Below are 26452 nucleotides of genomic sequence, written 5' to 3' on the forward strand. Positions count from 1 at the left end.
GAAACATGAAGTTCGCGCGGCTCGGCACCCCCGGGAATGAGATCCCCGTCCTCGTGGAGGGCGACCGATACCTCGACCTCCGCCCCGTAACATCCGATGTGAACGGCGATTTCCTCGAGGGTGACTTCGTCGACCGCGTCGTTGCCGCCCGCGATGCCGGAGACCTCCCCGAACTCGCGGACGCCGCATCGCTGCGCGTCGGCGCCCCGATCGCCCGCCCGAGTGCCGTGATCTGCATCGGCATGAACTACGCCGCTCACGCCGCCGAGTCGGGATCGGAGCCGCCCACCATCCCGATCCTCTTCCTCAAGACGCCGAACACGGTCGTGGGCCCGAACGATGCGGTCACGATCCCGCGCGGCAGCGAGAAGACCGACTGGGAGGTCGAGCTCGGCATCGTGATCGGCACCCGCACCGCCTACCTCGACTCCCCCGACGAGTCGATGGCGCACGTGGCCGGCTTCGTCGCCGCGAACGACGTCTCCGAGCGCGACTTCCAGATGGCCGTCTCGGGCGGGCAGTGGTCGAAAGGCAAGATCGCAGCCGGCTTCAACCCCACCGGGCCCTGGCTCGTCACCCCCGACGAGGTGGATCACCACGCGCTCGGGCTTCGCAGCTTCGTGAACGGCGAGCCGCGGCAGGACTCGAACACGAGCGACATGATCTTCACCGTCGAGCACATCGTGCACCACCTCTCGCAGTACGTGACGCTGGAGCCCGGTGACCTCATCCTCACCGGCACGCCGCAGGGCGTCGCCCTGTCGGGCAAGTACCCCTATCTCGCCGCGGGCGACGTGGTCGAGATCGAGATCGACGGCCTCGGCCGTCAACGGCAGGAGTTCGTGGCATGGGAGGCCCGGAAGTGAGCGCATTGAACGGACTGGTGGCGATCGTCACCGGTGGAGCATCAGGGATCGGCGCGGCGATCGCCCAGCGTCTGCACGCCGACGGAGCGCGCATCGCGGTCCTCGACCGGGACACCGCCGCAGCCGACCCCGCCTTCGCCGCCTTCACGGCCGACGTCTCCGACCGCGCGAGCGTCGACGCGGCGGTGGCCGCCGTGGGCGAGAAGTTCGGGCGCATCGACATCGTCGTCAACAACGCCGGCATCGGCGCCCAGGGCGACATCACCGCGAACGACGACGACGAGTGGGCGCGCGTGCTCTCGGTCAACGTCACGGGCATCGCCCGCGTCACCTCGGCAGCCCTCCCCTGGCTGCGGAAGTCTCCGTCCGCCGCGGTCTGCAACACGGCATCCATTGCCTCGACGACAGGGTTGCCGCAACGGGCGCTCTACAGCGCGTCGAAGGGAGCCGTCGCAGCCCTCACGCGCGCGATGGCCGCCGACCACCTGCGCGAGGGCATCCGTGTGAACGCGGTCAACCCCGGCACGGCCGACACCCCGTGGGTGGGCCGACTGCTCGATTCGGCAGCCGACCCCGCCGCCGAGCGCGCCGCCCTCGAAGCACGCCAGCCGCACGGACGCCTGGTCAGCCCCGACGAGGTCGCCGCTGCGGTCGCCTACCTCGTGAGCCCCGCAGCGGGATCGACCACCGGCACCTTCATCGAGGTCGACGGCGGTATGGCCCAGCTGCGCCTGCGCGCGGAGTAGCATCCGCCTGCGTTCCGGTCGCAGTTGACGCCGCCTCCGTCGCGCGAGGGCGGCAACAATTGCGACCGGAAGCGCAGAGACCGACGCCGGACGACGGCAACTGCGACCGGAGCGCGTGACACGAGCCACCTGTGGAAAGCCGCAGCAGCGACCGCGCAACCCTGCGATCGTGGCGCGATGACTCCGTCTCGCCCCCTTCCCGCGCATCTCGGTGCATCGTTCTCAGTGCAACAGGCACTGGATGCTGGAATCAATGCGGGCCGCCTGCGAAGAGGCGATCTCGAAACTCCGTTCCGTGGCGTTCGGCGGCAGGTGCGAACTTCTACAGTTCGCGACGATCTCGACTCCTTCGAGCGGCAACAGGTCGAGAGACGCATCCGCGCGCATGAGTACGGCCCTCGGCTGCGCCCGGGTCAGTTCCTCAGTCACGAGAGCGCCGTCGCGATCTGGGGTGGTCCCATGCCTCTGGTCCTCGCTGACAGACGGCCCGCCGACGGGCGCACGCTCCCGGTACACGTCACCACCCTCGGTTCTGGAGCCCTTGTCCGCGCGGCTGGAGTACGAGCGCATCGACTTCGCGCGCCCGCTGCCCGCCTTCTCCACCCATCCGGGCTGACGGTCGCCAGCCCGGAGCTGACGTTCGCCGGTCTCGGAACGTGGGATCTGCTCGACCTCGTCGCCCTCGGCGACTACTTCTGTCGCGTCTGGCGGGTCGGATACGGCCGACCGGATCCCGGCAAGACCTCCTACTCGACAGTGGAACGTCTACGCAGCGCGGTCGAACTCGGACGCCGCGTCGGCGCGACCCGTCTTCGACAGGCGATCGAACTCATCCGCGAGGACTCCTGGTCTGCCCGCGAGTCCGCGCTGCGGTGTCGCATCGTGTGGGCAGGTCTGCCTGAACCGGAGCTCAATGTCGATGTCTATGGTGACGACGGCCAGTTCCTCGCCTGCGTAGACCTCGCGTATCCGGCCCGGAAGGTCGCGATCGAATATCAGGGGATCCGGCACGCCCAGCGCTACGCCGCAGACGTCGAGCGGATCGAGGCACTTCGGGTCGCAGGCTGGACAGTGATCGAGGTCACCAGCGTGCTCTTCGCGCACCCGGAGGACTTGATCCTGCGAATCCGACGTGCTCTCGGCAGGTCGCCCGGCATCAGTTCCGGTCGCAGTTGACGCCGTCTCGGAGCCGACCCCGCGGCAGCAATCGCGACCGGAACCGCAGAGACCGACGCTCACCCGCGGTGACCGCGGAGCCAACCCCGGAGGCCGGAGCGCGGAGCAGCATCAGACGGGATCTGCCGCGGCTGAGCGGTGCGATAGAACCGCTCGGCGTTCCCCCACAGGAGGGCGTCGAGGTCGTGGCCCCGCGACTCCGCCCACGCCACGACGGTGTCGGCCCAGCGCGACCGCGCGGTGGGCTGGTACGTCGCGGAGCCCTCCTCCGGCGCGTGCGGGTCGCCGGGCTCGGCGGGGCCGATGGCCGAGACCGGCCAGTCACTCCCCCACATCAGGCGCTCGATCCCGAAGGCATCCGCCGCCACGTCGAGGAACGGCTCCAGCTGCTCGGCGTTCCAGTCTCCGCCTGCCTCTCCCGGCAGGCCGGAGAGCTTGCAGAAGGTGTGCGGATGACGGGCGAGTTCGGCGAGATCGCGAGCCCACGCCGCCGACGGCGGGAGCGGCGAGGCCGCCGTGCCGACGGCAGGCTTGCCGAGATGGTCGAGCACGATCCGCAGCTCCGGGATCGCACCGGCGAAACGGGCGATCTCCGGGAGCTGATCGGCGCGCACGCACGCGTCGAAGGTCAGATCGCGCGCGGCGACCTCACGCGCGCCGGTCACGAACGCGGCCGAGACGGCCAGTCCGTCCGGCTCGCCCTGCAGGTTGTGCCGCACTCCGACGACGAGGGGCTCGGCCATGAGCCCCTCCAGGTGCGCGACCGTGTCGGTTCCCCGGTCGAGACGGATGCCGGCGACGATCCCGACGATGCCGAGCGCAGGCGCCAGCCCCGCGACCCACTGCACCTCGTCGAGGAAGTCGTCTTCGATGGTCTCCGCCTGCACGAACACCGACTTCTCCGGGTGCGCGGCGGACAGGCGGGCGAGCTCCAGCTCCCGGTCGGCGAACCGGTACGCCAGCGGCCCCTCGAGCCAGGTGTAGGTCAGCACCCCCGGATCCCAGAGGTGCAGGTGTGAATCGAGAACGCGCATGGCTCCATCCTGCCGGAGACATCCGATCAATCGCTAGGATGACGCCATGGCAGTCACCGACGAGGCGATCGAGAAGATCAAGGCGATGATCGTGGCGGGCGAGCTCGCCCCCGGCGATCGCCTTCCCCCCGAGAAGGAGCTGTCCGAGCGGCTCGGCCTCTCCCGCAGCTCGATGCGCGAGGCGGTCAAGGCGCTGGAGGTCATCCGGGTCCTCGACGTGCGACGCGGCGACGGCACCTACGTGACGAGCCTCGAACCGCATCTGCTGCTGGAGGCGATCGCGTTCGTCGTCGACATGCACGACGACGACTCGATGCTCGAGATCTTCGCGGTGCGCCGCATGCTGGAGTCGCAGGCGACAGGGCTGGCGGCCACCCTCGGCACGGAGGAGCAGATCGCCGAGCTGCAGGACGAGGTCGATTCGGTCGACGCGGCCGTGACCATCGAGTCTCTGGTCGACCACGACATCCGGTTCCATCGCGAGATCGTCGCGATGTCCGGCAACGCGTACCTCGCGAGTCTGATCGAGCATCTGAGCAGCCAGACCGTGCGCGCCCGCGTGTGGCGCGGCCTCACCGAGGGCGGCGCGGTCGAGCGCACCCTGTCCGAGCACCGGGCCATCGCCGACGCGATCGCCCAGCACGACTCCGCCCTCGCGACCTCGCTCGCCACCGCGCATATCGCGGGCGTGGAGCGCTGGCTGCGCCAGGCCGCGGCGAGCTGACCCCGCCTGCGGACTTCAGCAGACCGCGCTCACGCGCCCAGGCGCACCATCGCGGCGTCGAACTCGGCGGCCGAGCTGTCGCTCACCTCATGGAAGAGCACCCGGTCGAGCACATCCGGCGCAGCGGTGAAGTACGGCACTCCCGCAAGGCGCAGACCGGTGATGTCGTCCGGCGAGCGCAGCGATGCGGCGAGCACGTTCGAGTCGCTCCCCGCGCACACCTCCTGCATGCGGGCGATCGTCGCGTCGCCGTCGAGGCCCGCGTCGCGCATCCGTCCGAGGTATGGAGCGATGTACTGCGCGCCGATCGAGGCGCACGCGAGGGCCTGCGCGACCGAGTACACGGCGGTGACGAGCACGGTGGCGCCGTCGCGCACGAGAGCGGATGCGGCGGCGAAGCCCGCCGCCGTGGCCGGGACCTTCACGGCCACGCGGTCGCCCAGTGCGCGGATGCCCTCGGCGTTGCGGAGGAAGGACGCGGCGTCGCCGCCCCAGGTCTGGAAGAAGATCTCGCGCGCCCCCTCCGACTCCCACCGGGCGTAGAGCTCGGGGATCTCGGCGGCGGTGCGGCCTCCCCGTTCGAGGATGGTCGGGTTGGTGGTGACACCGTGCACCACACCAGCGGCGAGCAGTCGGGAGACACGGTCGACGTCGGCGCTGTCGACGTACAGGCGTGGCGCGATCGGGTTCATCGGGGTCTCCTCGCGGACAACCTGTCGTTACAGGTGCGGTTTCGGCTAATGTAATGACAGCCACCGCGGTCTGTCAAAGCGTCGGCTACGCCTGCCGTCGAGGAAGATCAGGAGCGAGATGACCCCCGCACACCCCGAGGACCGTACCGGCGTCGTCATCGTCGGCAGCGTCACGGCCGATGTGACCACCTTCTCCGGACGTCTGCCCGCCAGGGGCGAGACGATTCTCGGGGACGAGTTCACGCTCATGCTGGGCGGCAAGGGCGCGAACCAGGCTGTCGCCGCCGGGCGCTCCGGTGCGCGCACGAGCTTCGTCGGCTGCGTCGGAGACGACCTGTTCCACGACCTGGTCGTCGACGGGCTGACCGCGGCCGGCGTCGACCTCGCGCACCTGCGCACGGTCCCCGGCCCGACAGGCGTGGCGCACATCCGCGTCGACTCGTCGGCGCAGAACGACATCGTCATGGTTCCGCTCGCCAATGCCGCCCTCAGCGCCGCGCAGATCGACGAGGCGCTCGCAGCCCTCGCCCCCACGACCTCGGTGCTGCTCACCCAGCTCGAGACGCCCTCCGCGCTCACCGCCCACATCACCGCGCGCGGTCGCGAGCACGGCATGACCGTGATCCTCGATCCCGCCCCGGCAGCCGAGCTCGACGCCGAGATCTGGCGGAGCATCGACATCGTCACCCCCAACGAGACCGAGGCGACGCTAATCAGCGGTATCGAGGTGACGGATGCCGCGTCGGCCGAGCAGGCCGGACGCTGGTTCCTCGCCCAGGGGGTCGGCGCCGCCGTGATCACCCTCGCGGGCCAGGGCTCGTGCGTCGTGACGGCCGAGGGCGCATCCGTGATCCCGCCGTTCCCCGTGGATGCGGTCGACACGACCGCCGCGGGCGACGCCTACGCCGGCTATCTCGGCGCGGCGCTCGCGAGCGGCAGCACCCTGGCGGATGCCGTGCGCCTGGCCACCGCGGCCGGCGCGCTGGCGGTCACGAAGCAGGGGGCATCGCCGAGCCTTCCGCACCGCGCCGACGTCGACGCGTTCCTGGCGGAGCGCAGCTCAGCGCACGCCCCCGCACCCGTCGCGAGCTGAACCTGCGAACCGAGCATCCGGAGAACCGAGGAGACACATGCGCAAGACGGCCACCACGATCAATCCCGCGCTGTCCCGCGTGATCAGCGAGACCGGGCACACCGATCTGATCGTCGTCACCGACGCAGGCCTGCCCATCCCCCCGGGATCCGAGCGCATCGACCTGGCGTATCGCCCGGGGGCTCCGGCCTTCCTCGACGTGCTCGACACCGTGCTCGCCGAGCTGGTGGTCGAGGGGGCGACGGTCTCGGCCGAGGTCGCCGAGAAGAGCCCGGAGGTGCTGGCCGCACTGCGCGAGCGGTTCGCCGGCATGGGGTTCGAGATCGACCTCGTCCCGCATGTGGAGTTCAAGAAGCTCAGTCACGGCGCACGGGCGTTCGTGCGGTCCGGCGAGTTCACCCCCTACGCGAACGTGATCCTGCACGCGGGGGTGGCGTACTGATGGCCATCGTCGACGACGCGATCGACCGGCACTCCGCCGCGCCCATGTACGACCAGCTGCGCCAGCTGATCATCGACGGCATCGCCCGCGACGGTCTGCAGCCCGGCGACCCGCTGCCCGGCGAGCACCGCCTGTGCGAGCGCTACGGCATCTCGCGCACCGTCGTGCGCCAGGCGCTCGCCCAGCTGGAGCACGAGGGGCTCGTCGAACGGGTGAAGGGCAAGGGCACGTTCGTCTCCCGCCCCCGCACCAGCGAGAGCCTGGTGCACACGCTCGTCGGTCTGTACGACGACGTCGAGCGCCGCGGCGGACATGTGCACAGCGACGTGCTGCGGCACGAGCAGACGGCAGCCGATGACGAGGTCGCGCTCGCCCTCGAGGTGCCGGTCGGCTCCCCTGTCGTCGTGCTCGAGCGTCTGCGCCACGTCGACGGCGAACCGTGGTCGCTCTCGACGACCTGGATGCCGGAGGCCGTCGGATCCGTCACCCTCGGCGCCGACCTCACAGAGGGCTCGCTCTATCGACTGCTCGCCGACAACGACATCGTCGCGACGCACGGTGTGCGCTCGGCGGAGGCGACCGTGGCCACGCACGAGCAGGCTCAGCACCTGGGCGTGAGCGCCGGTTCGGCACTGCTGCGTCTACGCAGCGTCAGCCGCAGCGCCGACGGCACGCCCATCGAGTACTTCATCGCGTATCACCGCGGCGACCGTTCGCGTTTCGAGTTCCAGTTGCAGCAGGAGCAGTCTCAGGCATCGCTCCTGCACGTCGACGGCGACGGCGGGGCCTCCCCGGCCGGAACGGTCGGCTGAGGAGACCCTGTCGGCGGTACCGCGCCGGGTGTACCGTCACCGCATGATCACCGACGATCCCACCCTCACCGACCCCGACCACTACCGCACGCTCTGGGAGAACGAGCACGTCCGCGTGCTCGACTACACCGATGAGCCCGGCGACAAGACGACGCCGCACGATCATCCGAACAGCGTTCTGGTCACCCTCAGCGATTTCTCCCGCCGCCTCAGCCTGGGCGACCGCACCTTCGACACCGTCCTCGCCGCGGGACAGGCCGTGTGGTTGCCCGCGCAGCGTCATTCCGGCGAGAACACCGGAACGACGCCGACGCACACCATCCTCATCGAGCTCAAGGGCGATGCGGCAGGCGAGCCGACCTCCACCCACCTCGGCCCCGAGCGTCCCGCCGCCGCGTGATCGACCAGGGTGCCCGGACGTCCGCCCGGTAGTGTCGAGGACATGAGCGACTGGACCAGCACCGCGATCGCCCTGCTGGAAGCCGATGCCAACCGCAGCGCCGACACGCACCTGCACCTCTTCCCGCTGCCGCCCGAGTGGGGCATCGACCTGTACCTCAAGGACGAGTCCGTGCACCCGACGGGCTCCCTCAAGCACCGCCTCGCGCGTTCGCTGATCCTCTACGGCCTGGTCAACGGACGCATCCGCGAAGACACCACGCTCGTCGAGTCGTCGAGCGGATCGACCGCCGTGTCCGAGGCGTACTTCGCCCGCATGCTCGGGTTGCCGTTCATCACGGTCGTGCCCCGTTCGACCGTGCAGGAGAAGATCGACCTCATCGAGTTCTACGGCGGCACGTGCCACTTCGTCGACCGTGCGGAGGACATGTCGCCCGAGGCCCAACGTCTGGCCTCCGACTGCACCGGCCACTACCTCGACCAGTTCACGTTCGCCGAGCGCGCGACCGACTGGCGCGGCAACAACAACATCGCCGAGAGCGTGTTCAGCCAGCTCGCTCAGGAGCGGCATCCGATCCCCACCTGGATCGTCACGGGCGCCGGAACCGGCGGCACGAGTGCCACGTTCGGCCGGTACGTGAAGTATCGCCGACATGACACGAAGGTCGCGGTCGTCGACCCCGAAGGCTCGGCCTTCTACGACGGCTGGGCAGGGACCGTGGATCCGCCGGCCGGGCGCCCGAGCCGCATCGAGGGCATCGGACGCCCCCGGGTCGAGGCCTCGTTCGTGCCGACCGTGATCGACGAGATGATCCAGGTGCCGGATGCCGGGTCGATCGCCGCGATCCGCCTGCTGCGCGAGCGCACCCTGCACTGGGCCGGCGGCTCGACCGGCACCAACCTCTACGGTGCGTTCCAGCTCATCGCCCGGATGCGGGCCGCGGGCGAGACCGGCAGTGTCGTGACCCTGATCTGCGACAGCGGCGTCCGCTACGCCGGCACCTACTACTCCGACGAGTGGGTCGCCGCCCAAGGTTGGGACCTCGCCCCGCACCGCGCGCGCCTCGAAGGATTTCTGGAGTCCGGGGTCTGGGTGGAGTGAGGGCAGTCGAACCCAGGGCGGAGTCGCGTGCCAGTCATGCCCGGTTGACAGAGGTCGCTAACCTCAGCTTGATGACCAAGATGCACCGCTCCGCCCTGGAAAATACGACCGGCCAGCAACCGTGGAAGGCCTCCCTCTGGTTCGAGCCCGCGATGTTCGGCCTCATCGCTGCAGGCGTGTTCGCCCTCGCTCCGCCTCCGAACCTCCCCGGAGACTATGGAGACCAGTACGCCGCCATCGGCACATATCTCACTCCAGTCCTGGATCAGTCCCTCGCCGCCCTCGGTGTCGTCGGCACAATCATCGTGTCGATTGCCGTGATGACACGCTTTGGGCTCGACGCGGAAACCCTTCACCCGAAGCTCCACCAGATTCTCACCACCGTGCTCTTTGTCACGTTCTTGCTGCTCCTCTTCATGGCGGCCTGCAGTGTGCGCATCGCCGCTGGTGACAGCACACGATGGCCGGAGACAGTCGTCGTTCTTGTGTTGACCTGGATACTCTCGCTGGCGGCGCGTCTCGCGATAGGTCGCACATCACCACAAACAGCAGCCGATCAAGAGACTGAGCGCTGGCGACGCCAGAGACGACGCGCTCAAAGTTATGGCATCCGCCGCACTGACGATCCCCCCGCTCATCCTTACCGAGGCGCGATCCTCGTACTCGTCGCTCCTTCTGTTCTTTGGCTCGTCGTCATAGCCTTCGTCGCGGTGCTGACGGCAGAGAGCACCGACGCCTGGCGCGAGTTCGCGCTGCCTCTCTACTGGACACTCCCGACAATCACAATTGCCACGATCTCGATCATGTGGTGGCTGACACGCGACATGTCCATCGCCGCAAACACAACTTTGCTGCTCGCGTCACCGCTCGTTGCGATTGCACTCACCTGCGGGGGACTTCTCACCCTCATCGTGTTCTTGGCGCACGAATCCACTGCTCCTTGGTTTGGTGTGGGTGTTGGAGCAATCGTGCTGGTCCTCGCGCAGGTGACCTTCCTGACCCTCACACCCATCCGACGACGTGTTCCCTGGATCCGTGACGCAGAGGACTCGGCAACGATTCGGTCCTTGCGCAGATCACGAAAGAATGCAAAGAGGCTCAGGGAACGCGCAACAGCCGCCAGTGCCGCTCACATGACCTCCATCTGAGGGCTTGAGCGCTACGGGCTACGCTGGCCGCATGACTACTCTGATCCTCACCGTCGCGGGTGCAGACCGTCCTGGCCTCGTGGCCGCCGTCGCCGATGTCGTGGATGCGCACGGCGGCAACTGGGAGAACAGTTCCCTGGCCGAGCTCGCCGGCACGTTCGCCGGCGTGATCGAGGTCTCAGTCGCGGATGACCGGGAGGCCGAGCTGTCGTCCGCACTGCGCGGCCTGCAGGGTCAGGGACTCCTCACGCTCGCCGTGCTCACCGGCACTCCGGATGCGGCTGCCGACGACGATCAGCTGCTCGAGATCCAGGTGCTCGGCAACGACCGCCCCGGCATCGTGCGCGAGGTCTCCGGCGTGCTGAGTGCGCACGCCCTGAGCATCGAGGAGCTCGCCACCGAGACTCGAGATGCCGCGATGGCCGGAGGGCGTCTGTTCGAAGCGTCGGTGACCGCGAAGGTCCCCGCTTCCGTCGACCTCGACGCCCTGCGTGCCGACCTCGAACGCATCGCCGCCGAGATCCAGGTCGACATCACCCTCGGCTGAGGTGTTCCGCTTGCCGCGGTACTCGGAGGATTGACCGCCCCTCCCCCCGCTTCACTTGGAGCTTGTGCACGGGGGGCCATGACGGCATGCTTACGGGCATGTCTCTTTGGCCCAGCTGGATGCGTTACACATCAGAGAAGGCTCGACAGCCGGACTTTGCGTCGCTTGGGGCGAACACCCACGTAGATGCAGCTTCGGATGTTATGACGGCAATCGCGGGGATCACGCTACGAGGGCCGTCCGAAGGCGTCGTCTGGCGGGGACAGGCCAATGAGAGCTGGCGGCTGGTATCGAAGGCGGGCCGGGAAGGACTCTCGTCAGAACAGATCCACGAGAACGAGCGAGCCATGATTCGAAAAGCGCGTCGGCTTGGCATCGACGGCGCCCAGCGCATGGGCGATTGGGAGATCCTCGCCCGTCTACGTCACCACGGGGCCATCACGCGACTGATTGACTGCTCAACCGATCCGTTCGTCGCGCTTTGGTTCCTTTGTGACGACGATTCCGCCGACGCTAATGGGAAGAGTGTCCGAGACGTTGATGGCGTTTTGCTTGCGATGAAGCGCGGACAGTTCACTGAGATCGATCGCCCTTACAGCGCTGACACGTACGAAGCCGCGTTCGACGCATCGCATCAGCCAGCGAGGATGCTATACGCGACCCCTCCGATCGATGCTCGGATCGCGGCCCAGCGTGGTGTTTTTGCGTTTTACAGCGCGCCGGAATCGTCTTCCGCTTGGCCCGAGTCAGAACTCGGGCCACTCACGCTTCCTTCGCAAAAATGGGGCGAATCTCCCCACCGGCGTCTCGAAAAGCTCTGCGGGCCGTCGGGCCTGGCCAACGAACGTGGCCGCCGCCAGACGGTCTTTCCAGACGTTATTGCGGTCACCGTTCGGTCAGAGGTGAAACCCATCCTCTTAGCTATGCTCGCGAGGAATTTTGGCTTCACACGCGACACAATGTTCCCCGACTTCGCTGGGATGGGACAGTACTCCTCCGCCGTCGGGGTCTAGCCGACGACGTCCCAAACGTCTCGCTTCGGAACTCAATTCCATGCCTGACTAGGTGCCCCGAGAGCAGCGCGAGACGGTCCGTTCGAGCGGACGTTGCAAGACCCGTGCGCGGACGGGCGGGAGTTCGCCGGGTCGTCCTGCAGCTCGGGTGCGTCGACCACCGGGTAGAAGTGATCGAGCTCGAAACGGTCGGCGTTCGCGTACTCGTCATGTGGGGCGTCGCAGTCGATGTGATTCTGCCCGCACGGCCAGAACGACTCTGCGAAGGGATGCGAGCGTGCGGCGGCGGGACCCACCCGAGAACGAAGAGACCGCCGCCAGATCGGCGACACTTCGAGCCATAGTTCAGGTGCGAGCACCGCTTAGCACACCACTCCGACACGTTTGACATGTTTTTCTTCCTGGAAGATTGCGAGAGGCATGCCCCCGGTTGGTCTCCGAGGTTCCCGATAGAGTGCAGCCATGACCGCGCGTGATACCCGACAACCTCGCTGCTTTATCGCTATGCCGATCTCCACGCGGACCGAAGACGCGGAGCGGTTCGGGGGCGACGCGGAGCATTGGATTCATGTGATGGAGACGATCTTCGTGCCGGCGATCGAAAAGGCGGGGTATGAGGCGATTCGACCAGTCACTCAGGGCTCACACATGATTCATGGCGAGATCATTAAGCACCTGGCTACCGCGGAGATGGTGATGTGCGACCTCTCCAGCCACAATCCGAACGTCTTTTTCGAGCTCGGGGTGCGCACGTCTCTGAACAAGCCGGTGGCGCTGGTTCGAGATGAGCACACTTCACTTCCCTTCGACACGTCGGGCCTGAACACACACGACTACGACTCGACGCTGCGTGGATGGGGTGTTCCGGAACAAGTCGAGAAACTTGCGAAGCATCTTCGCGCTAGTGAGGCCAGTTGCGGGGGCTCAAATCCGCTGTGGCGACACTTTGGGTTGACAATCACTGCCGCTCAGCCCGAACCGAACGGTTCGGCGACAGACGCCAAGCTCGAGCTCATCCAGGAAGACATCCACGCGCTACGCCGACTAATCAACTCGGAGGACAAAGGTCGCTTGCGCGCGGAAGGGGACCCGACGAGGGAGCCGATACAGGAAGTGACCACCGCGCTTGGGCAGATGGTCGGAGCTCACAGCTGGACCGTCTCCTACGACTACACGGAGTCCCTCCCAACTGCCACGGCAGAGTACAAGCCCTTCCGTGCGCGGGTCCCCGCGGCAGAGCTGGATCTTGAAGCCCACCGCTTCGGGTTTGAGGTGACTTCTGTCTCTGCAACGGACGACACCTACCGAATCTCTGTAAGAGAACTTGCCAGGTGGGGTTGAATACTCCGAGCTTTCGGCTCAGCGTTGCTCGTCGTCTGCATCGTCATTCGGTGCGTGGATGAGTCCTTCCGGAAGAGACGCGGACTCAGAGTCGGACTCATCCCCGCGTTCGACCCCGTCCACATCGACGGGCGTCAGAGACCGGAGTACCGCCGCACCCAGTACTCGGTGTACGCGACATGGGCGGAGGCTGCGGCACTCGCGGCGACCGGATCCGCCGCCGCCAGACCGCGCAGGATCGCGCGGTGCCCGGCATCGGAATGCACCTTGAGCTCGGCCGCATCCTCGGGGTCGGAGATGCGATACGCCCGCGACCGCGATCGCAGCACGTCGATCAGGCTGGTCAGCGCTTCGTTCCCCGCGACGCCGGAGATCGCCATGTGGAACTCGTGGTCGAGCCGCGACTGCGCCTCGAAGTCGGTGGTCGCCTCGATCTCGTCGAGCACGCGGTCCAGGGCCTCCACGGTCTCGTCGTCGATGCGGGCGGCGGCGAGCGCGGCCGCATGCGGTTCGAGCACGCGGCGGAGTTCGGTCAGTTCGAGCACTCCCGCCATCGGCAGCAGCCCGACCGTGAGCGACAGACTGCCGATCAGGTCGGCCGCGCGCAGCTCGCTGACGTAGCTGCCCGAGCCGTGACGGGTGTCGAGCACGCCGAGGGCGGCCAGCATCCGGATCGCTTCGCGGAGAGACCCGCGGGAGACGCCGAGACGTTCGCAGAGCTCGCCTTCGCTCGGCAGTCGGTCTCCGGGCCGCAGCGCACCGTCGGCGATCAGCGCCCGCAGCCCGTGCAACGCCGTGTCGAGTGCGCTCATCGTCATCCTCTCTGACACTCCCCCACCCCTCGTGAAGTCTGTCGGAACTCCCCTTCGCAGGAAACTCGTATGACAACTATGTTTCATCTTCACCTTTTCATGGCAGTTTTCGACGGCATGTGGCAAAGTTGTGCAACAACTCGCCCGACTCATCGATGAGGACTGATGCCCACACCGCTGTTCCCCGCACCGCTCACGCTGAACTCCGGCATGCGAGCGCGCGACGCCTGGCCCCTCGACCCGGCGGTGATCCACCTCAATCACGGATCCTTCGGCGCGGTCCCGTCCGTCGTCGTCGAGCACCAGGACGCCCTGCGCCGCCGCGCGGACCTCAGCCCCGTCGAGTGGTTCCCGCGCATCGCCGAGCGCGTGCGGGCGGCCCGCGAGCGCACCGCCCCGTTCGTGGGCGCGCGCGCCGAGGACAGCGCCTTCGTACCCAACGCCTCGGCCGCCGCGACCGTCGTCTACAACGCCCTGCAGCTCGAAGCCTGCGACGAGATCCTGGTGACCGACCAGGGCTACGGCGCCATCACCATGGGAGCCGAGCGCCTCGCCCGCCGGTTCGGGGCGCGCGTGCGCACCGTCGCCCTGCCGCTGCTCTCCTCCGACGACGAGATCGTTCAGCTCTTCGCCGATGAGCTCACCCCCCGCACACGTCTGATCGTGGTCGACCAGATCACCTCCCCGACCGCCCGCGTGCTGCCCACCCGACGCATCGCCGATGCGGCAGCCGAGCGCGGCGTGCGCACGCTCGTCGACGGCGCCCACGCCCCCGGCCTCATCCCGGATGCGGCCACCGTCGCGGGTGGCGACTGGTGGTTCGGGAACATGCACAAATGGCCGTGCGCCCCGCGCGGCTCCGCCCTGCTGGTGACCTCCGCCGCCGACCGTGACGAGCTCTGGCCGCTCATCGACTCGTGGGCCGCGCGGGAGGCGTACCCCTCCCGTTTCGACACGCAGGGAACGATCGACGCCACCACGTACCTGGCCACCCCGACCGCGATCGACTTCATCGAGAGCGAGTTCGGCTGGGCCTCGGCACGCACGGCCATGGCGGAGATCGCCGACGCCGGCGCCGAGCTGATCGCCGAAGCCCTGCGCCCGTACGGTGACGAGGATCCGCTCACGCCACTCCCCTCTCCGGTGCCGTCGATGCGACTGGTGCGTCTTCCGCTCGGGCTCGGCGCGACCCGCGAAGAGGCCGACGGCCTGCGGATGGACCTGCTCGACGAGGTCGGCGTCGAGACGGCGTTCACGAGCTTCCGCGGGGTCGGCTACTTCCGGCTCTCGGCCCACCTCTACAACGAGGCCGCCGACTACGAGACCTTCGTCGAGCGCTGCGTGCCGCAGATCCTGAGCCGGGCCGGCATCCGTCCCGCCGACTCCCTCATCGTCCCCTGACCGCAACACCCACCCGACCGCAACACCCACCCCCACCCCACCGAGAGGCACATCGTGAAGAACAAGATCTTGACGACCGCAGCGGGATTCGGCACCGTCGCCGTCCTCGCTCTCACCGGCTGTTCCGCAAGCTCCGGCCCGTCCACCGACGGCACCGTCACCCTGCAGATGGTCGAGAGCCTGACCAACCCCGCCCGCACCGAGCTCCTGCGCGGGCTGCTCGACGACTTCGAGAAGGCGAACCCGAAGATCACGGTCAACCTCGTCTCGCCTCCCACCGAGCAGGCCGACGCGAAGATCCAGCAGATGCTGCAGTCCGGCAAGGGCGTCGACGTGCTGGAGGTGCGTGACATCACGGTCGGGCCGTTCGCGAACAACGGCTGGCTCTACGACCTGGGCCCCGACCTCGAGAAGTGGGACGGCTGGGACGCGCTGACCGACAACGCCCAGTCCGCTTCGGTCGCCGCCGACGGCAAGAGCTACTTCGTGCCCTACGGCTTCTACGGGCTGTCGCTGTTCTACCGCACCGACCTGGTGAAGGACGCAGGCTTCGACGGTCCGCCGCACAGCTGGAAGGACCTTCTGGAGCAGGCGAGCACGATCCAGGACCCGTCGAACAACATCTACGGCTACGCCTTCCGCGGCGGTCAGAACGCCAACAGCAACGTGGTCGCGGCGATCGAGGCGTACACGATCGACGGACTCGACGTCGACGACGCGTTCCTGATGGAGGACGGCTCGACGATCTTCGCCGCACCCGAGGCACAGGACGCCGTCGACGACTACTTCGATCTGTTCAAGGAAGCCTCCCCGCCCTCCGCGGTCTCGTGGGGCTACCCCGAGATGGTCGCCGGCTTCACGAACGGCACCACGGCGTTCCTGCTGCAGGACCCCGAGGTCATCGCGACCGTGCAGGACTCCTCGCTGACCGAGGACCAGTGGGACACCGCTCCCCTGCTCGTCGGCCCCTCGGGCAAGGCCGCGCAGCCACTCGCCGTCGCGGGCTGGGGCGTCGCCGAGAACAGCGAGAACAAGGAGGCGGCCGTCAAGCTCGTCGAGTTCCTGTCGTCCGCCGAGCCCGCCACCGAGTTCGCACAGGCCAACAGCCTGGTGCCGATCATCACGGCCGCCGCCGACGACGAGTTCTACTCGTCCGGCCCGTGGACCAGCTACGTCACCATGACCGAAGACCCGGAGACCTACGTCAACGTGCGCCAGCCGCGCGGGGTCAGCTGGTGGACCGAGTGGATCCAGAAGTCCGACCAGGACGTGCAGAACGTGCTGCTGGGCAACATGTCGACCAGCGACCTGCTGGCCTCGTGGGATGCGTTCTGGACCGAGAAGTACGCCGCGGAAAAGGGCTGACCTGTGGCCCGCACCGCTCAGAAGGGAGGCTCCGTCGGCACTGCTTCGCAGCAGACCGCCGCCGGGGCCTCCCCGGCATCCCGCCGACGCCCGTTCCGCGGCCGTCAGGCGTGGACGCTGCTGGCCTTCCTCGCGCCGGCGATCGTCTTCGTCTGCTGGTTCACCTACTGGCCGATGCTGCAGGGCGCGCGCATGGCCTTCCACGACTGGAACCTGTGGGACCTCACCTCGACGCCGTTTGTCGGCTTCGACAACTTCCTCGCGGTGTTCCGGGATCCTGCCTTCCCGACCGTGGCGTGGAACTCTGTGCTCTGGGTCGTCGGCTCGCTCGTGCCGCAGCTCGTGATCGGATTCCTGATCGCCCTGGCCCTGCGCAAGAGGTTCCGCTTCCGCGGCCTCTACCAGGCGCTCGTGTTCTTCCCGTGGGCGGTGTCGGGCTTCCTAATCGGCATGCTGTTCCGCTGGATGTTCAACGCGGAGTTCGGCGTGGTCAACGACCTGCTCATGAAGGCGGGGCTGATCGACGCCCCGCTCCCCTGGTTGGCTGATCCGAAGCTCGCGATGTTCGCGGTGATCGTCGCCAACGTCTGGTACGGCGTGACGTTCTTCGCGATCATGATCCTCGCGGCGCTGCAGTCGGTGCCCGACGAGATGCTGGAGGCGGCGAGCCTCGACGGCGCGGGCAAGTTCCGGCAGCTGTTCTCGATCATCATCCCGTACATCTCGATGACGCTGCTGCTGACGATCCTGCTGCGGGTGATCTGGATCTTCAACTTCCCCGACATCATCTACGCGATGACCAACGGCGGACCCGCCAACCAGACGCACATCATCACGACCTGGATGATCAACTACACCCAGCAGGGCAACTACGGCTTCGCGAGCGCGATCGGCCTCATCGTGATGGCGGTCCTGTTCGTGTTCTGCGCGTTCTACCTGATGGCGATGCGGAGAGTGCAGCGATGACCATGACAGACGCCTCGCGGACAGGTTCCTCGATCACCGAGACCCGGCGCATCACCGTCCCCGATCCGGCATCCGCCCCGCGACCGAAGCCGCGTGTCACGGTCGGCGGTGTCATCCGCGTCGTGGGCCTCGGCGTCTGGCTCGTGATCACGCTGTTCCCGCTGTACTGGATCGCGCTGACGTCGATCAAGTCGCCGGGGACGATCAACCGGTTCCCGATCGAGTACTGGCCGAGCGAGCCGTCGCTCGAGAACTACATCAGCCTCTTCCAGAAGAGCTCGTTCGGCGTCTTCCTCGGCAACTCCGCCCTGGTCGCGGTCGTCGGCGGTGCAGTGGCCACCCTCATCGCCCTGTTGAGCGCCTACGTGCTGGCCCGGTTCGAGTTCCGCGGCAAGGGCACGATCCTGATCGCGTTCCTGCTCACGCAGATGATTCCGGCGTTCATCGCGCTCGGCCCGCTGTATTCGATGATGACCGACCTGGGACTGGTCGACACCAAACCCGGCCTGATCCTCGTCTACATCGCGATCTGCATCCCGTTCTCGACCGTCATGCTCCGCGGCTTCTTCGAGAACGTGCCGGACGCGCTCGAAGAGGCGGCGATGATCGACGGATGCTCACGCCTCGGCGCTCTGTTCCGGGTGCTCGTCCCGGTGATGACCCCCGGCATCATCGCGGCGTTCATCTTCAACTTCGTCAATTGCTGGAACGAGCTGTTCCTGTCGGTCGTGCTCATGAACACCGACGCGAACCGCACCGTGCCGTCGGCGCTGAACGGCTTCATCTCGACGTTCAACATCGACTGGGGCTCCATGAGTGCCGCCGCGGTCCTGACGATCCTGCCGACCATGGCGATGTTCGCCCTCGCGAGTCGCTGGATCGTGCAGGGCCTGACCGCGGGTGCCGTCAAGGAATGACCGTCGCCGAGACCCACGCCCAACGTCGAGACCCACCCGCGCGTACGTCAGCGGGGGTGGGTCTCGACGTTACCGATGGGTCTCGGCGTCAGATCAGGGCACTCAGACCAGGCGCGACTTCGGCGACACCGAGTAGGTGTTCTCGGCGTCGCGGTTGACCGTGTCGCCGAGGGCCGCGTCGATCGCCGCCATCGTGTCGGCGTCGAGCTTGACGCCCGAGGCCTTGACGGTCTCGGCGAGCTGCTCCGGACGAGAGGCCCCGACCAGCGCCGCGGCCACGTTCGGGTTCTGCAGCACCCACGCGATCGCGAGCTGCGGCATCGACAGGCCGGCCTGTTCGGCGATCGGCTTCAGGCGCTGGACGGCGGTGAGGATGTCGTCCTGCAGGAAGCTCTTGATGAAGTCGGCGCCGCTGTGCGGGTCGGTGGCGCGCGAGCCCTCCGGCACCGGCTGACCCGGCAGGTACTTGCCACTGAGCACGCCCTGCGCCATCGGCGACCAGACGATCTGCGAGATGCCGAGCTCTTCGGACGCCGGGACGACCTTGCCCTCGATCACACGCCACAGCATCGAGTACTGGGGCTGGTTCGAGATGAGCTGGATGCCGAGCTGCTTCGCGAGGGCGTGCCCTTCGCGCAGCTGCTCCGCAGTCCACTCCGAGACGCCGATGTAGAGCGCCTTGCCCTGGCGGACGACGTCGGCGAAGGCCTGGAACGTCTCCTCCAGCGGGGTCTCGTAGTCGAAGCGGTGTGCCTGGTACAGATCGACGTAGTCGGTGCCGAGGCGCGCGAGCGAACCGTTGATCGATTCGAAGATGTGCTTGCGGCTCAGGCCGGTGTCGTTCGGCCCCTTCGGACCGGTCGGGAAGTAGACCTTCGTGAAGATCTCCAGGCCTTCGCGGCGCTGCCCCTCCAGGGCCTTGCCGAGCACGACCTCCGCCGCCGTGTTGGCGTACGTGTCGGCGGTGTCGAAGGTGGTGATTCCGGCGTCGAGGGCGGCGTGGACGGTCTTGACGGCGGCGTCGTCGCCGACCTGCGAGGCGTGGGTGACCCAGTTGCCGTAGGTGATCTCCGAGACCTTGAGACCGCTGTTGCCGAGATAGCGATAGTTGACCATGGATCAACGCTACTGGCTGACACCGTCAGCGGGGCCGGACGCGAGGGAAGAGCTCAGGCCGACGCAGGAGCGGCGCGTGCCCGGAGCACGGCGACCACCCCGCCGAGCATCAACAGGGCTGCCGCGAAGGCGCTGATGATGTAGAACGCTCGCACTCCGGGGAGGGAGACGCCCGCCGAGATCATGAAGGTATCGGCCAGCGCCATGCCCGGGGCGAATGAGGCGAAGAAGAAGCCCGGGGCTCCGAGCATGAGCAGACTCAGGAAGCCGGCAGCCGCGATCATCGGAGTGGCCCTCGACGTCATCGCGATCACACCGAGGGCGAGGGCGAGCACGACTCCCACCCCGAGAATCATGATGGTCGTCGGCGCGTCGATCGACTCACCCGCTCCGCTCAGCTCAGCTCGGATCTGGTCGAGAGTGAACCCGGGAGCGGCCGCGAGAGGCGTCCACACCAAGATCTGCACCGCGGCGAGCGCCGCATAGATCGTGACGGCGAGCACACCGGCGATCGAGATCCACAGCGTCTGCATCCGCATGGTCCGACGCCGCACCCGAGTCATGCGGGTCAGCCTAAGCGGACATCCCGAGAGTCTCCCGATACTCGCGCCAGGCCGCTCCGAGGCGGCGGATGCCCTCGGCGAGCACGTCGTCGGGGGCGGTGAAGGGGATGCGGATGTGATCGTCCGGCGACGCGGAAACGGCGAACGCCGCACTTCCGGCGATCGAGACACCGTGTGCGGCCGCCGTTCGGGCGAGCGCTGCTGCTGACCCCACGGGCACCCGCACCCATAGCGACAGCCCGCCACGGGGCGGCTCGACCGTCCAGTCGGGCAGGTGCTCTGCCATCAGTCGCTGCAGCAGCCGGAGCCGCTCCTGGTGGATGCGGCTGTTCGCGCGGCGCAGGTCGTCGGCGCGCGCGATCAGGTCGAGAGCGAGCATCTGACCCGGCACGCTGGTGGACTGGTCGGCGAGCTGACGCGCGCCACGCAGCCGTCGTACGAGCACGGGGTCCGCCCGCAACCAGCCGATCCGCAGGCCCGCCCACACCCACTTCGACACCGACTCGACCACGATGACGGGCGCGTCGGCGCGTTCGGCGGCGAGCGTGGGCGGCACCACCCCGTCGAAGGAGATACCGGCGAGCACGCGATCCTCGATGACCGGAACGCCGTACTGCGCGGCGAGCGCGGCCACCCGATGCCGAGCAGCTGCAGGCAGGCGCGACCCGGTCGGGTTCTGGTGATGCGGGTTGAGGGCGACGAGTACCGGACGCAGACGAGCGAGGGCCTGCTCCAGCGCGTCGACGTCGAGACCGTCGTCGCCCATCGGGACGCCGTGCACCGCACCGCCGCGCAGGCCGACCGAATCAGTGACGCCCGGCCAGGTGATCTCCTCGGCGAGCACGATGTCGCCTGGGCCCACGAGCGCGTTGACGACGAGACTGATGGCCTGCTGCGCGCCGTGCGTGACGAGGATCTGCTCCGGTGTGGTCGGTGTTCCCTCGGCGGCGTACATGTCGGCGATGAGGGTGCGCAGCGCAGGCAGGCCCGCAGGGTCGGTCTCCGGCAGCAGGGCGAGGTCGAGCCGCGGCTTGTGATCGCGAATGAGCTGCACCCCGAGGTCGGAGATCTGCGGCACGGTGCGCAGGAGATCGATCGCGTTCGGCAGCGCCGAGAAGAGGGCCTCTCCGCGTCCTGGTCGTGAGGCAGGCACGGCGGTTGCGGCTGTCCCGGCGATGCGGGTGCCGCTCCCCTGCCGCCGGTCGACGAGACCGCGGTCCGCGAGGTCGCCGTACGCAGCGACGACCGTGCCGCGCGAGACGGATCCTGCCGCTGCCAGTGCGCGCTCCGCGGGCAGCCGGTCCCCCGGGCGCAGCTCTCCACTTGCGATCAGACCCTCGATGCCTCGCGCGAGCCGGGCGGCGAGAGTGCCGTCTCCCTGTGTCCAGCGGCCGAGGCGTGCCGAGAGCGCCTCCGAGGACACGTCACCTGCGTGGACGAGAGATGCCGCTCGTACCGCAGGAATGGCCGATACCTGATCCATTGGCCCACCATTGGCCCTGTGCTTCACGCTCATGAGAACCGATTCTGGACCAATGAACACGCACCTCGCCAGCTTTCCTTCAGAGACTGGACCGATCAATCCCGATTGGACCATCGCGCAGCTCCTGGAGTGGCTCAGCGATGATGTCCACCAGCACGAGGTGACGCTTCAGCATCCGCTCGCCCGCATCGAGGCGTCGCTGACCGGGGCGCGCTGGGCACGCACCCCGTCGACCGTGGCGTTGATCCGCTCGATCGCCGCCGCCGTCCGCGACGAACCGGTGCGGGGAAGCATCCGGATCAGCGAGCTCTCCCCGCAGCAGGCGCCACGGATACCGGAGCGGATTCCCGAACCCGCCTGACCGGAGCCTCGCGCAGCCTCGCCGCACCGCGATGCCCGGTTCAGCCGATCGTCGGACGAACGAGCTGCTCCTGCTCCTCGAGCGTCTGCGCCTGCGCGCGCTTCTCCGCCCGTTCCCGCTCCTGCGCCTCGGCCGCCTCTCGGCGTTCCGCACGCGTCTGCGGCTCACCGGAGCCGGCCTCCGCCTGTATCCCCTGGGACTGATCCGTCACGATCTGCGCACGGTCTCGGAAGCCCTCGGCCGTCACCTTGTCGAGGGCGACCTGCTTGCGGATCGCGGCGGCTTTCTCGTAGAGGCTCGGATCACCGTAGCTCGTCAGCACCTTCACCAGCACCGGCAGCAGCTCGATCATGAAGAACAGCGCGGCTATGAGGATGTGCGCCCACAGGATCGAGGGCTCCTTCTCGCTCAGCCGGTTCAATCCGCTGATCTGACTGAGCAGGCCGACCGCTCCGGCGTTGCCCTGCGCGACCGCATCGGCGCGTGCGTTGTACGCGGCGAGCGCCTGATCGTAGGAGTCGCGAGCTGTCGGCAGCTGCGACTTCGCCTGCTCGCGGTTCTGCGCCTCGGACGACGAGGTGTTCTCCTTCGCCGCAGTGCCGGCCGCGGCGAGCTCCTCGTTGGCGGTGCGCAGCTGGGCGGCGAGGGCGTCGTAGGTCTGCTGAGCCTCGGCGAGCTGCGCCTTGGCGGCGTCCGAACTGGCGCCCTGGCCGTTGACGCCGGTGCAGCCGGGGACGGTGCCGGCACCCTCACCCGTGAGCTCGCACTGGTACAGCACGCGCGCCTGGTCGATCACGGCCTGCTGGGCGGTCATCTTCGCGGTCACGTCGTCGACCGTGGCCTGAGCCGCGGACTCGGTCGCCGACGAGGAGTCGGTGCCGGCGACGATGCCGGTCGCCGCCTGGTTCTCGAGTTCGGCGACCTTGGCGGATGCCGCGTCGAGTGCGATCTTCTCCGGGCCGTTCTCGAGCGCCTCCTGGTCGGACTGCGACTGGGTGATGTTGGTGGAGGCGACCTCGCGGGCGATGTCGTTGTGGAAGATCTGCAGCACGAGTGGCTCGGCCACGACGAAGCCGATGATCGCGGCCATGATCACGCGCGGGATCGCAAGGCCGATGAGGCGCCAGACGTTCCTGGTCGAGCTCATGGTCGATGTGAGGAATCGGTCGAGGTTGAAGATGATGAGCGCCCAGACGAGCGCCAGGGGCACGGCCAACCAGACGGCCGCCTGCACCCCGGTGGTGAGGGCGAAGAGCATCGAGATCGCCGAGACGAGCGCGGTGCCGGCGAGCACGAAGAACATCTGCACGAAGCGCGGGGTCTCGCCGGGAACACGGTCGAGGATCTCGCCCTCCGCACCGCCGAGGATCGCGAGGGTTCGCGCGCGCGAACCGGGAGTGCGCGGTGCGCGCTTCGCGCGGGGACGGCGGATGCGCGGCTCCCGCGGCGGCTTCACCGGAGCGGGTTCTTCGACGGCGGAATCGTCCGCGGCGATCGCGTCGGCAATCGGGGTCGTCTCTGCGGGCACGGACTCGGGCACCTCACGGGTGGCGTGGTCGGTGCCGGTGGGCTCGAACTCACGCAGGAAGTCGAGGTCATCCGTGACGGCGTCGGGTTCGCTGTCGAGGATGATCCGACCCTGCGAGTCGTAGCGACCCGGTCGATGGGCGGAATAGGGCATTCGAACAATCTACGAAACCTCGCCTGTGCATCGCGTGGAAGAGTGCTTTGAGCGACTCACAGGTTGGACGACGCAACCATGACGGATCACTCCGCGGGAAGCAGCCGATCGAGGGCCGCGGCGTAGGCCGACAGTCCGTCCTCGAGCGTGAAGTGGCCTGCCGCAGCGAGCGTGCCGAGCCCGTGGATCAGTCCCCACAGCGCGACGACATCCGTCGGTCGATCGAGGCCGACTGCCGCCGCCCCCTCGGCGAGCACCGCCTCGAGCCCGTCGATCAACGGCGCCATGGTGGGAGTCGGGGATCCGGGCACGCAGACCGTCGGGTCGTAGACGGCGTCGAACGCGTGCGGGTGCTCGACGGCGAAGCGGATGTACGCCGAGCCCCCGTCGGCGAGCGCGGCCCGCGGGGTCGAGGCCTTGTCAGCAGCGGTGCTCACCTGGCCCAGGAGATCGGCCATGCTGCGCTCGGCGATCGCCTTGAGCAGTCCCAGGCGGTCGGAGAAGTGATGGTACGGGGCGTTGTGGCTGACGTTCGCGGCCCTGGCGACCTCGCGCAGGCTGATCTCCGCCGCGGGCATCCGCTCCAGCAGCTGCATGGCGGCGTCTTCCAGAGCACGGGCGAGATCGCCGTGGTGGTACCCGTCCTTGGAACTTGACATGAGCAACATCCTCTCCTATCTTGACAGTGTCCACCAGCTTGACACTGTCCAGATAGGAACCGGAAATGCCCGCTCTCGTGATCGACGGCCACCCCGACGCCCGCTCCCTGACCGCCGCTCTCGCCCAGCGCTACGCCGCAGGGCACGGCGACGCCCGTGTGCTCACCCTCCGCGACCTCGACTTCGACCCGAACCTGCGCTTCGGCTACCGCGAGCGCATGACGCTCGAGCCCGACCTCGTCGAGGCGAAGCGCGCGCTGCAGGACGCCGACACGATCGTCATCGCGACGCCGCTGTGGTGGGGGTCGGTGCCCGCGCTGCTCAAGGGCTTCTTCGACCGCGCCCTGCTGCCGCAGCAGGAGTACCGCTACACGAAGCTCGGGCTCGTCGAGGGACTGCTGCCCGCGCGAAGGGGCAGGCTGCTGCTGCTCGCGGACACGCCCTGGTACTTCACACCCTTTACGGGGCTGCCCGCCCAGACCCACGTCGCCCGAGGCACGATGCGCTTCTGCGGGATCCGCTCGGTGCGCACCCATCGCATGCTCGGCGTGAAGGATGCGAGCGAGACCACGATCTCCCGGTGGCTCGACCGCGCCGAGCACCTCGGCGCCGTCGACACCCGCCGTGCCGGCCGGCCTCAGGCCATCGCGGCGGAGGCGGCCTCATCCTCGGTCGTGGCGACGAGCTGACCGCAGGCGCCGTCGATCTCCTTGCCGCGGGTGTCGCGGAGAGTCGTCGGGATGCCGGCGTCGTTGAGCCTGCGCACGAACTCGTTCGTGACGTCTTTCTCGGACGCCGTCCAGATCGAGCCCGGCGTGGGATTCAGCGGGATCGGGTTCACGTGCACCCAGCCGCGTCCACGCTGGTTGAGCTTCTCCGCCAGCAGATCGGCACGCCAGGCATGATCGTTCATGTCCTTGATCAGCGCGTACTCGATCGAGACGCGGCGACCGGTCTTGGCGTAGTAGTCGTAGGCGGCGTCGAGGGCCTCGTCGACCTTCCAGCGCGAATTCACCGGGATGAGCTCGTCACGCAGGTGGTCGTCGGGGGCGTGCAGCGACAGCGCGAAGGTCACCGGGATGTTCTCGTCGGCGAGCTTCTTGATCGCGGGCACCAGGCCCACCGTCGAGACCGTGATGCCGCGGGCGCTCATCCCGAGCCCGTCCGGCTGCGGAGCGACCATCGAGCGCACCGCATCCATCACGCGCTTGTAGTTGGCGAGCGGCTCGCCCATCCCCATGAAGACGATGTTCGAGACGCGCTCCATGCTGTGGTCGTCGGACTTCTTGCCGCCCAGACCGCCCTCGGCGATGAGCCGGTTGGCGCGCACGATCTGTTCGATGATCTCGGCGGTCGACATGTTACGGGTCAGGCCCGCCTGGCCGGTCGCGCAGAACGGGCAGTTCATGCCGCAGCCGGCCTGGCTCGACACGCACAGCGTGATGCGGCCGGGGTAGCGCATGAGAACCGACTCGACCAGGGCGCCGTCGTGCAGGCGCCACAGGAACTTGATCGTGTCGCCGCGGTCGGTCTCGAGGCGGCGGACCTCGGTGAGCAGCGGCGGGAGCATCCCGGCGACGAGCTGCTCGCGGGTGTCGGCCGGGAGGTCAGTCATCTGCTCGGGGTCCGACGTGTAGTGACGGAAGTAGTGCGTCGACAGCTGCTTGGCGCGGAAGCCGGGCAGGCCGAGCTCTTTCACCTTCTCGACGCGCTCGGCCGGCGTGAGGTCGGCCAGGTGCACCGGCGGCTTGCCGCGCTTGGGGCTCGCGAACTGCAGCAGTGGACGCCCCTCGGCGTCCTTCTGCTGGGTCCATCCCTCGGTGGCAGGGCGCACCTGTGGCTTCCTGGTCTCGCGCACCTTGCCCTGGGCGGGGCGTCCCTGCGGGGCGGACGCGGATGCTGCGGGGCGCGTCTCGCGCGTGCGGGGAGTCTCGGTCATACCCTCCAGGGTACGCGGTGGCGGATGGGAAGGCCCTGGGGCGCGGGCGGTGAC

28 protein-coding genes are annotated in these 26452 nt (G+C 68.1%); 19 read left to right on the forward strand and 9 right to left on the reverse strand.

Annotated features, from left to right (window positions below):
* The first annotated feature begins 5 nt into the window (after window positions 1-5).
* From MicroSTF_RS09550 to MicroSTF_RS09560, 3 genes are all read left to right on the forward strand, one after another.
* Entirely contained in the window at window positions 6-866 is an 861-nt protein-coding gene (locus tag MicroSTF_RS09550) for a fumarylacetoacetate hydrolase family protein (protein ID WP_021198319.1), read from the forward strand.
* Window positions 848-1612, forward strand: coding sequence for an SDR family NAD(P)-dependent oxidoreductase (locus MicroSTF_RS09555; protein ID WP_136024050.1), 765 nt, complete (start codon window positions 848-850; stop codon window positions 1610-1612). Before MicroSTF_RS09550 ends, MicroSTF_RS09555 begins: the two co-directional genes overlap by 19 nt.
* A gap of 459 nt (window positions 1613-2071) precedes the next feature.
* On the forward strand, window positions 2072-2788 hold the full coding sequence (locus MicroSTF_RS09560) for a hypothetical protein (protein ID WP_322955187.1): 717 nt from the start codon (window positions 2072-2074) through the stop codon (window positions 2786-2788).
* A 59-nt stretch (window positions 2789-2847) separates the two neighbouring features.
* Here the strand turns inward: MicroSTF_RS09560 and MicroSTF_RS09565 are convergent, their stop codons facing one another.
* Window positions 2848-3822, reverse strand: coding sequence for an amidohydrolase family protein (locus MicroSTF_RS09565; RefSeq protein ID WP_322955188.1), 975 nt, complete (start codon window positions 3820-3822; stop codon window positions 2848-2850).
* A 46-nt stretch (window positions 3823-3868) separates the two neighbouring features.
* On the opposite strand from MicroSTF_RS09565, the gene MicroSTF_RS09570 reads away from it, so the two are divergent.
* Window positions 3869-4546: a FadR/GntR family transcriptional regulator gene (locus MicroSTF_RS09570; protein WP_021198316.1), complete on the forward strand. Its 678-nt coding sequence runs from the start codon at window positions 3869-3871 to the stop codon at window positions 4544-4546.
* 29 nt (window positions 4547-4575) lie between these two features.
* On the opposite strand, the gene MicroSTF_RS09575 is transcribed toward MicroSTF_RS09570, so the two are convergent.
* A complete protein-coding gene (locus tag MicroSTF_RS09575; protein WP_136024053.1) occupies window positions 4576-5238 on the reverse strand; it encodes a transaldolase family protein in 663 nt (220 codons plus the stop codon).
* 118 nt (window positions 5239-5356) lie between these two features.
* Here MicroSTF_RS09575 and MicroSTF_RS09580 point away from each other — a divergent pair, with 118 nt between their 5' ends.
* The 9 genes from MicroSTF_RS09580 to MicroSTF_RS09620 all read left to right on the forward strand — a co-directional run bounded on the left by MicroSTF_RS09580 (window position 5357) and on the right by MicroSTF_RS09620 (window position 13135).
* Window positions 5357-6331, forward strand: coding sequence for a ribokinase (locus MicroSTF_RS09580; protein ID WP_021198314.1), 975 nt, complete (start codon window positions 5357-5359; stop codon window positions 6329-6331).
* Window positions 6332-6368: 37 nt separating this feature from the next.
* Window positions 6369-6773, forward strand: a complete 405-nt coding sequence (gene rbsD / locus MicroSTF_RS09585; protein WP_021198313.1) for a D-ribose pyranase — start codon at window positions 6369-6371, stop codon at window positions 6771-6773.
* Window positions 6773-7585 (forward strand): GntR family transcriptional regulator, encoded by an 813-nt coding sequence (locus MicroSTF_RS09590; protein ID WP_297555433.1) that lies wholly within the window; start codon window positions 6773-6775, stop codon window positions 7583-7585. Before rbsD ends, MicroSTF_RS09590 begins: the two co-directional genes overlap by 1 nt.
* Window positions 7586-7628: 43 nt before the next feature.
* The gene (locus MicroSTF_RS09595; protein ID WP_029258506.1) at window positions 7629-7985 is read left to right on the forward strand and encodes a cupin domain-containing protein; all 357 of its coding nucleotides are present in this window, start codon (window positions 7629-7631) and stop codon (window positions 7983-7985) included.
* A 42-nt stretch (window positions 7986-8027) separates the two neighbouring features.
* Window positions 8028-9086, forward strand: a complete 1059-nt coding sequence (locus MicroSTF_RS09600) for a PLP-dependent cysteine synthase family protein (RefSeq protein ID WP_322955199.1) — start codon at window positions 8028-8030, stop codon at window positions 9084-9086.
* A gap of 71 nt (window positions 9087-9157) precedes the next feature.
* Window positions 9158-10234, forward strand: coding sequence for a hypothetical protein (locus tag MicroSTF_RS09605; RefSeq protein ID WP_322955201.1), 1077 nt, complete (start codon window positions 9158-9160; stop codon window positions 10232-10234).
* A 31-nt stretch (window positions 10235-10265) separates the two neighbouring features.
* Window positions 10266-10781 carry a glycine cleavage system protein R gene (locus MicroSTF_RS09610; RefSeq protein ID WP_167255375.1) on the forward strand — a complete coding sequence of 172 codons (516 nt, stop codon included), beginning with the start codon at window positions 10266-10268 and terminating at the stop codon, window positions 10779-10781.
* Between the two features lie 203 nt (window positions 10782-10984).
* Entirely contained in the window at window positions 10985-11794 is an 810-nt protein-coding gene (locus tag MicroSTF_RS09615) for an FRG domain-containing protein (protein ID WP_322955203.1), read from the forward strand.
* Between the two features lie 462 nt (window positions 11795-12256).
* The gene (locus tag MicroSTF_RS09620) at window positions 12257-13135 is read left to right on the forward strand and encodes a hypothetical protein (protein ID WP_322955205.1); all 879 of its coding nucleotides are present in this window, start codon (window positions 12257-12259) and stop codon (window positions 13133-13135) included.
* 134 nt (window positions 13136-13269) lie between these two features.
* On the opposite strand, the gene MicroSTF_RS09625 is transcribed toward MicroSTF_RS09620, so the two are convergent.
* A complete protein-coding gene (locus MicroSTF_RS09625) occupies window positions 13270-13947 on the reverse strand; it encodes a FadR/GntR family transcriptional regulator (protein ID WP_322955207.1) in 678 nt (225 codons plus the stop codon).
* Window positions 13948-14112: 165 nt separating this feature from the next.
* Between MicroSTF_RS09625 and MicroSTF_RS09630 the strand changes: the two genes are divergently transcribed.
* From MicroSTF_RS09630 to MicroSTF_RS09645, 4 genes are read left to right on the forward strand one after another with little or no spacing between them, the layout of a single operon-like run.
* Entirely contained in the window at window positions 14113-15348 is a 1236-nt protein-coding gene (locus tag MicroSTF_RS09630) for an aminotransferase class V-fold PLP-dependent enzyme (protein WP_322955209.1), read from the forward strand.
* Between the two features lie 54 nt (window positions 15349-15402).
* A complete protein-coding gene (locus MicroSTF_RS09635) occupies window positions 15403-16713 on the forward strand; it encodes an ABC transporter substrate-binding protein (RefSeq protein WP_021198305.1) in 1311 nt (436 codons plus the stop codon).
* 3 nt (window positions 16714-16716) lie between these two features.
* Window positions 16717-17679, forward strand: a complete 963-nt coding sequence (locus MicroSTF_RS09640) for a carbohydrate ABC transporter permease (RefSeq protein WP_021198304.1) — start codon at window positions 16717-16719, stop codon at window positions 17677-17679.
* Window positions 17676-18596 (forward strand): carbohydrate ABC transporter permease, encoded by a 921-nt coding sequence (locus tag MicroSTF_RS09645; protein ID WP_322955212.1) that lies wholly within the window; start codon window positions 17676-17678, stop codon window positions 18594-18596. The genes MicroSTF_RS09640 and MicroSTF_RS09645 overlap by 4 nt, the downstream gene beginning before the upstream one ends.
* 102 nt (window positions 18597-18698) lie before the next feature.
* Here MicroSTF_RS09645 and MicroSTF_RS09650 read toward each other — a convergent pair whose 3' ends face one another.
* From MicroSTF_RS09650 to MicroSTF_RS09660, 3 genes are read right to left on the reverse strand one after another with little or no spacing between them, the layout of a single operon-like run.
* Window positions 18699-19712 carry an aldo/keto reductase family protein gene (locus MicroSTF_RS09650; protein ID WP_322955214.1) on the reverse strand — a complete coding sequence of 338 codons (1014 nt, stop codon included), beginning with the start codon at window positions 19710-19712 and terminating at the stop codon, window positions 18699-18701.
* 53 nt (window positions 19713-19765) lie between these two features.
* The gene (locus MicroSTF_RS09655; RefSeq protein WP_322955216.1) at window positions 19766-20275 is read right to left on the reverse strand and encodes a hypothetical protein; all 510 of its coding nucleotides are present in this window, start codon (window positions 20273-20275) and stop codon (window positions 19766-19768) included.
* Window positions 20276-20285: 10 nt separating this feature from the next.
* A complete protein-coding gene (locus tag MicroSTF_RS09660; RefSeq protein WP_322955218.1) occupies window positions 20286-21758 on the reverse strand; it encodes a PLP-dependent aminotransferase family protein in 1473 nt (490 codons plus the stop codon).
* Between the two features lie 52 nt (window positions 21759-21810).
* Here MicroSTF_RS09660 and MicroSTF_RS09665 point away from each other — a divergent pair, with 52 nt between their 5' ends.
* On the forward strand, window positions 21811-22119 hold the full coding sequence (locus MicroSTF_RS09665; RefSeq protein ID WP_322955219.1) for a hypothetical protein: 309 nt from the start codon (window positions 21811-21813) through the stop codon (window positions 22117-22119).
* 40 nt (window positions 22120-22159) lie between these two features.
* On the opposite strand, the gene MicroSTF_RS09670 is transcribed toward MicroSTF_RS09665, so the two are convergent.
* Window positions 22160-23800: a DUF4407 domain-containing protein gene (locus tag MicroSTF_RS09670; protein WP_322955221.1), complete on the reverse strand. Its 1641-nt coding sequence runs from the start codon at window positions 23798-23800 to the stop codon at window positions 22160-22162.
* 86 nt (window positions 23801-23886) lie between these two features.
* The gene (locus tag MicroSTF_RS09675) at window positions 23887-24459 is read right to left on the reverse strand and encodes a TetR/AcrR family transcriptional regulator (protein WP_322955223.1); all 573 of its coding nucleotides are present in this window, start codon (window positions 24457-24459) and stop codon (window positions 23887-23889) included.
* Between the two features lie 65 nt (window positions 24460-24524).
* Here MicroSTF_RS09675 and MicroSTF_RS09680 point away from each other — a divergent pair, with 65 nt between their 5' ends.
* The gene (locus tag MicroSTF_RS09680; protein ID WP_322955225.1) at window positions 24525-25148 is read left to right on the forward strand and encodes an NAD(P)H-dependent oxidoreductase; all 624 of its coding nucleotides are present in this window, start codon (window positions 24525-24527) and stop codon (window positions 25146-25148) included.
* Here MicroSTF_RS09680 and rlmN read toward each other — a convergent pair.
* Window positions 25097-26398 carry a 23S rRNA (adenine(2503)-C(2))-methyltransferase RlmN gene (gene rlmN, locus MicroSTF_RS09685; protein WP_029267826.1) on the reverse strand — a complete coding sequence of 434 codons (1302 nt, stop codon included), beginning with the start codon at window positions 26396-26398 and terminating at the stop codon, window positions 25097-25099. The two genes, MicroSTF_RS09680 and rlmN, sit on opposite strands and share 52 nt — an antisense overlap.
* Between the last annotated feature and the right edge of the window lie 54 nt (window positions 26399-26452).

The sequence above is a fragment of the Microbacterium sp. STF-2 genome (assembly GCF_034650155.1).
Lineage (GTDB): Bacteria > Actinomycetota > Actinomycetes > Actinomycetales > Microbacteriaceae > Microbacterium > Microbacterium maritypicum_A.